This window comes from uncultured Methylobacterium sp. (genome assembly GCF_964251405.1).
Lineage (GTDB): Bacteria > Pseudomonadota > Alphaproteobacteria > Rhizobiales > Beijerinckiaceae > Methylobacterium.
In genome coordinates this window covers 4,681-10,008 of the sequence record NZ_CAXUJR010000084.1, presented here as the reverse complement: position 1 = coordinate 10,008, position 5,328 = coordinate 4,681, and the positions used below count along the sequence as shown (strand labels likewise).

General features: G+C 70.6%; 6 protein-coding genes. 2 read left to right on the top strand and 4 right to left on the bottom strand.

Annotated features, from left to right (window positions below; all coding sequences use genetic code 11):
* Window positions 1-1,105: cache domain-containing protein (locus ACFE7U_RS14210; RefSeq protein ID WP_375410370.1), on the bottom strand; the 1,105-nt coding region annotated here is incomplete at its 3' end.
* 442 nt (window positions 1,106-1,547) lie between these two features.
* On the opposite strand from ACFE7U_RS14210, the gene ACFE7U_RS14205 reads away from it, so the two are divergent.
* A complete protein-coding gene (locus ACFE7U_RS14205; RefSeq protein ID WP_375410369.1) occupies window positions 1,548-1,901 on the top strand; it encodes a hypothetical protein in 354 nt (117 codons plus the stop codon).
* Between the two features lie 60 nt (window positions 1,902-1,961).
* Here ACFE7U_RS14205 and ACFE7U_RS14200 read toward each other — a convergent pair whose 3' ends face one another.
* From ACFE7U_RS14200 to sseA, 3 genes are all read right to left on the bottom strand, one after another.
* Entirely contained in the window at window positions 1,962-2,708 is a 747-nt protein-coding gene (locus ACFE7U_RS14200) for an urease accessory protein UreD (RefSeq protein ID WP_375410368.1), read from the bottom strand.
* Between the two features lie 173 nt (window positions 2,709-2,881).
* Window positions 2,882-3,823, bottom strand: a complete 942-nt coding sequence (gene rocF / locus ACFE7U_RS14195) for an arginase (protein WP_375410367.1) — start codon at window positions 3,821-3,823, stop codon at window positions 2,882-2,884.
* A 4-nt stretch (window positions 3,824-3,827) separates the two neighbouring features.
* The gene (sseA, locus tag ACFE7U_RS14190) at window positions 3,828-4,676 is read right to left on the bottom strand and encodes a 3-mercaptopyruvate sulfurtransferase (protein ID WP_375410366.1); all 849 of its coding nucleotides are present in this window, start codon (window positions 4,674-4,676) and stop codon (window positions 3,828-3,830) included.
* Window positions 4,677-4,890: 214 nt separating this feature from the next.
* On the opposite strand from sseA, the gene ACFE7U_RS14185 reads away from it, so the two are divergent.
* Window positions 4,891-5,187, top strand: coding sequence for a nucleotidyltransferase family protein (locus ACFE7U_RS14185; protein WP_375410365.1), 297 nt, complete (start codon window positions 4,891-4,893; stop codon window positions 5,185-5,187).
* The last annotated feature ends 141 nt before the right edge of the window (window positions 5,188-5,328 follow it).

Sequence of the window (5,328 nt, the reverse complement as noted above, 5' to 3'; positions counted from 1 at the left end):
GGCCCATCGCCTCCATCTTCTGGGATTGGCGAAGCTGCGCCTCGGCGTCGTCGCGCGCGCGCACCGCGTCCTCGCGTGCCAGAACCGCCTCCGCCCGGGCCATGTTGGCGCGGGACTGACGCGCCAGGGTCCAGAGGATCGCCGCGATCGCGCCGATGCACAGGGCCGTGGCGCCGGCGGCGAGCGCCGCCTGACGGTTCCAGTCCGCCAGCACCTCGTCCCGGGTTCGGGTGACGTTGACGACCAGGGGATAGCCCTGGATGGCGCGGGTGGCGACCAGCCGCGATCGGCCGTCCATCGCCATCGTGTCCTCGTAGTACCCTTCCTGCGCCTGCACGACATCCGGCGCGAAGGCCTTGATCCTGAACGTCTGCCCGACCCCGGCGATCGCCGGCTCACGGGTCAGGAGCATCCCGTCCTTGCGCCACAGGCTGATCGCCGCCTCGCCTCCGAGCTTGAGCGAGCGGTAGAAGCTGTCGAAATACCGGAGGTCGATCGCCCCCAGCACGAGCCCGACGAAGCGGCCGTCCTCGCCGACGAGACGGCGGGCGAGGTAGATCGTCCAGGTCCCGTTGCCGCGGTTCTGGACCGGCTCCGTCACGAAGGGACCACTGATCTCGGTGTCACGCAGCCGGATGAAGTAATCGCGGTCCGACAGGTCGATGACCGGGGCTGGGAAGGAGCGCGAGAAGTTGATGAGGCGCCCATCGGCCCCAATGATCGTCACGGCATCGAGCTGCGGGATGCCGGCGATCTTCTCCTTCAGGCTCTCATGGGTACCTCGGCTGGAGGCGATGGCGGCGAGCCGTTCGGGGGTCATGGACTCGTCGCCGAACGCGCGGATGACGGCGCGCAACACGAGGTCGACGCTCTGCATCGCCCGCGCCGTCTCCTCGGCGAGGACGGTATTCAGGGTCATCAGTTCCCGGCGGGCATCGAGCAGCTGCTTGGTCTGCAATTCGAGGGTGGCGAAGGCCGCCGCCGCGACGAGGCTCGCGCTCAGCAGGAGCCCGGCGACGGCGAGCCGGCGCGAGAGCGTCGCGCTCGACTGCCGCAGCTTCGCGATGGAGGACATGCCGCCCTCCGCTCCCCCCTCGAGTCGCATCGTCGAATCCTGCACCGGTTCGTTCACGGCTCCGGGACCATCGCCAGCCCAGAAACCATCGCCAAGCGTAATCGCCAACAGCCGAACAATGATGAATTCAGAACCAAGAAATCAGGTCATCCTTGTTCAACGGTGTCCTAGAGTAAATAGGAGCTTCCGGAGAGCGACATCACGCCCCGATCCGGTGTCCACGCCGCCAGCCAACGAATGGATGCACGACGAAACCGATGCGTCACGTCATCGATATCGCCGGGCTCGCGGGTGACTGGGTGACTGATCTCATCCGATCACCGGATGCGACCAAGGCCCAGGGGCTCCACCGCTGCACACCATCGATCCCAGTGGGACGGCGACACCGGATGAGCCGCGGCCTCGCGCTTGCTTGACCCCCGGCCCGAGCCGGCGTCGGGATCTCGGTCCGGGAGGTCCAAAGGAGCAGCCCATGAACGAGACCGACCCCGACAGCCCCGCCGGCCTGGTGCGCGGCGTCCTCGCCAGTCTGATGAAGGCGGCGCTCATCTCGGACGACCACGAGGGCCAGCACTGGCGCGGGGAGGCGGCCCGGCAGCGCGAGGCGCTCCTCGCCAGGGGCGGCGACCTGTCGGCGCTCAAGCTCGACGGGATCTGGTGGATGGCGGTGGCCGATGCCGAGACGCCGGAGATGCGCGAGCGCGCCGACCGGATCGAGTACGGTCAGCCCAAGACCTGCCCGTTCACCCTCGACGCGTTGACGGCCGCGGATTTCGACGTCGACCGGGCGGTCCAGCACCTGCGCGAGACCGCGGCCACCGGCTGACGCATGGTCCGTCGCACCGCCTCTTGCCCAAGACCGGTCCCCCTTGTCGGGGGGCGATGCTCAGTTTTGCCAGACGCGGGGCATCGGCGTCCCGCGATAGGCAACCAGCACCCGCAGCGCGAGAGCCTTCAAGGCATCGGCGTCGCGGGCGAGGAAGCGCGCCACGAGGTGGCCGTTCCACGCGCTCGCCCCCGCCTCCACGCCAGCTGCCGCGTTGGCGCCGGCCGCGTCGAGATGCGCGCGCATCTCGTCGAGCCGCCCTTCCGCTTCGGCTGAGACGTCGAAGAGGGTGGCCAGTGCTCGCGCTCCCCCGCCGATGGCGGGCCGGTCGAGGAGGGCGCCGAGGGCAGCGTCGAGACGGAGCGTATCGGCGACGACGAGCCGGCCGCCCCGCCGGATGCGCCAGGCATCGACGAGGCGGCCGGCCGTCATCGCCTCGTGCCGGGCGGCGCGCCCGAACATCACCGCCTCGAAGGCGAGGAGGCGCGCATCAGGGGCCAGATCCGCCTCGAAGCGCCGGTTGAGGGCGGCGCGGTCGAACAGGATCGTCTCCTGCGGCAGGTAGGCGAGGCGTGCGCCGGCCCCGAGGGTGACCCGCGTGGCGATCGTGCTCACCGGACCGTCGGAGCGGTAGACCTTCTCCGCCGCGATGGTGGTGAGGACGCCCTCGGCGCCGGGATCGAGATTCGCCTCCACGGTGAAGCTGTCGCCGCAGGCGATGCCACCGGCCGTGTTGAGGAGCACCGCCTCCAAAGGACCGTCATGGCGTCGCGGCAGGCGCAGCCGCAACGGACCGGATTCGCGCATGTCGAGAACCCGGGTCGCACCGCCCTCCGGACGGCCCAGGCGAAGGCTCGCGAACCCTTGCGAGCGCTGCCGGTCCGGCGGGGGAGGGACGATGTCGGGGATGGGGGCCTCACCGGTCTCGAAGTTCCGGCCTCCATCCGCGAACGGGCGCCGCTCCGCAAGCCGGATTCGCCTCAGCCCCCACCGGTATCCGGCAGGGCCGGCGCCCGCTCGACGATGGTGCGGCCGAACAGGCTGGCGACGAGTTCCACCAGGAGACGCGCGCTGCGCCCGCGCTCGTCGAGGAACGGGTTCAGCTCGACCACGTCGAGGGCCGCCACGAGCCCGGAATCGTGCAGCATCTCCATGATGAGATGGGCCTCGCGAAACGTGGCGCCACCCGGCACGGTGGTGCCGACGCCAGGCGCCAGGGCGGGGTCGAGGAAATCGACGTCGAGGCTGACATGCAGCACGCCGCCGGCCGCCTGGACCCGCTCAAGAATGCGGCGCAGGGGTGCCACGACGCCGAACTCGTCGATGGTGCGCATGTCCACGACGTCGATGCGCCGGGCCGCCACAAGGGCGCGCTCGCCCGCATCGATGGAGCGCAGGCCGAACAGGTGGACGTTGCCGGGCGCGAGCGCGACGCGTGCCTCGTCCCCGAACAGGTCCGCAAACCCCGGCTCGCCGCACAGGGCCGCCAGCGGCATGCCGTGCATGTTGCCCGACGGCGAGGTCTCCGGCGTGTTGAAATCCGCATGCGCGTCGAGCCAGAGCACGAAGAGGTCGCGCCCCGCGGCCATGCTATGGCGCAGCACAGCATCGACGGTACCCAGCGACAGGCTGTGGTCGCCGCCGATCACCAGGGGAAGCGCGCTGCGGTCGAGGGCGGCACCGACGGCCTCGCGCAGGGCCAGCGCCCAGGCCGCCACCGCGCCGGGGCCGTGAGAGGGCGCGCCGGCGTCCGGGGCGACGTCGCCGCGATCGACGACCGGCCAGCCGAGGTCGCTGAGCGTCGTCACGAGCCCGGCGGTGCGCAGGGAGGCCGGCCCCATCACGGCGCCGGCTTCGCTGGTGCCGACTTCGATCGGTGCGCCGATGACCTCGATGACCTGTCGTTCCCCCCGCCCTGTCAACGGATCAGGCGGGGCCGGTGGCGACGGGGCGCTCCGGATCGGAGCCCCAGTCCGACCACGAGCCGTCGTAGAGCGACCGGGCGGGTCGGCCCAGTGTCTCTAGCGCCAGCGACACGACGGCGGCGGTGACGCCGGATCCGCAGGTGGTGACCACCGGCCGGTCGAGATCGACGCCGGCTTTCGCGAAGGCAGCGCGAAGGCCGGCCTCGTCCTTCAGGCGGCCGCCGCTCTGGAGGGCCGCGTAATGCAGGTTGAGGGCGCCGGGCATGTGGCCGGGGCGCACGCCGGGGCGCGGCTCCGCCTCCTCGCCGCGAAAGCGCGGGCCGGAGCGGGCATCGACGACCTGGGCGCTCCCGGTCTCCAGGGCGCGTGCGATGTCCCGCGCGTCGGCCACGGCGCCGTGGTCGAGCCGGGCTGTGAAGTGGCGGCGGTCGCGGGGGCGGCCATCGCCGTCCTCGGTGGGATGGCCCGCCGCGACCCAGGCGGGCAGGCCGCCCTCTAGGATCGCGACGTCACGGACCCCGAACGTCCGCAGCATCCACCAGACCCGAGGGGCCGAGAACAGACCGAGCCCGTCATAGACCACGATATGCGAGCCGTCGCCGATGCCGAGGCTGCGCATGCGCGAGGCGAACACCTCCGGCCGCGGCAGCATGTGGGGCAGGGGCGAGCCCTCGTCGCTCACGGCGTCGATGTCGAAGCGGATCGCGCCGGGGATGTGGCCAGCGCGGTACTCGGCCGCCGCGTCACGACCTTGCGCGGGCAGGTACCACGAGGCGTCGAGCACCACGATGTCGGGGGCAGCGAGGCGCTCCGCGAGCCAGTCAGGGGTGACGAAGGGCGAAGACGCCATGGGCAGATCCGTTCCGGGCGGCCTTGAGGGTGCCGGCACTCAACCACATCCGGGCGGGGCTTGCCCAGCCCCGCCAACGGGGCTTTGCCCGGTCGGCTTCCGATCGACCAGGCCGGACAGGCTTCGGCGAGCACGACCGCCGCATGAAGACCGCCATCTTGCCATTACGGCACTATCATTGCCGCTGTTCATGGAGTCCGGATATGATCGCTCCATGAATGAGGCGGATGCCATCACCCGGCTGCAATCCCACGCCGACGCCGTGCAGGCGATGGGAGAGACGTCACTGTATCTGTACGGCTCGACGGTGCGGAACGAGGCTTCGGCCGGCAGCGACCTCGATCTCTTCATCGAGTATGACCCGGCGAGCCGCCTCAACGCCTTCGACCTGATTGGGATCAAGCTGTTCCTGGAGGAACGGCTCGGCACCGACGTCGACGTGACGACCCGTGACGGCCTGCACCCGCGTCTGTGTGACGGGATCGAGCAATCGGCGGTCCGCGTCTTCTGATGGGGCCACGGGAGTTCCGACAAGCCCTGGATGACATTCTGGCGGCCATCGAGGGTATCCGGCAAGCCACCAAGGGCAACAACTTCGCAGACTTCGACGGCGACTGGCTCCTCCGCCACGGGGTGCAACGGGGCATCGAGA

Excerpts from the sequence above, each read along its gene's own strand:
- ACFE7U_RS14205 (WP_375410369.1), top strand. The coding sequence starts at position 1,548 with ATGAACGAGACCGACCCCGACAGCCCCGCCGGCCTGGTGCGCGGCGTC.
- ACFE7U_RS14200 (WP_375410368.1), bottom strand. The coding sequence starts at position 2,708 with ATGCGCGAATCCGGTCCGTTGCGGCTGCGCCTGCCGCGACGCCATGAC.
- sseA (WP_375410366.1), bottom strand. The coding sequence starts at position 4,676 with ATGGCGTCTTCGCCCTTCGTCACCCCTGACTGGCTCGCGGAGCGCCTC.
- ACFE7U_RS14185 (WP_375410365.1), top strand. The coding sequence starts at position 4,891 with ATGAATGAGGCGGATGCCATCACCCGGCTGCAATCCCACGCCGACGCC.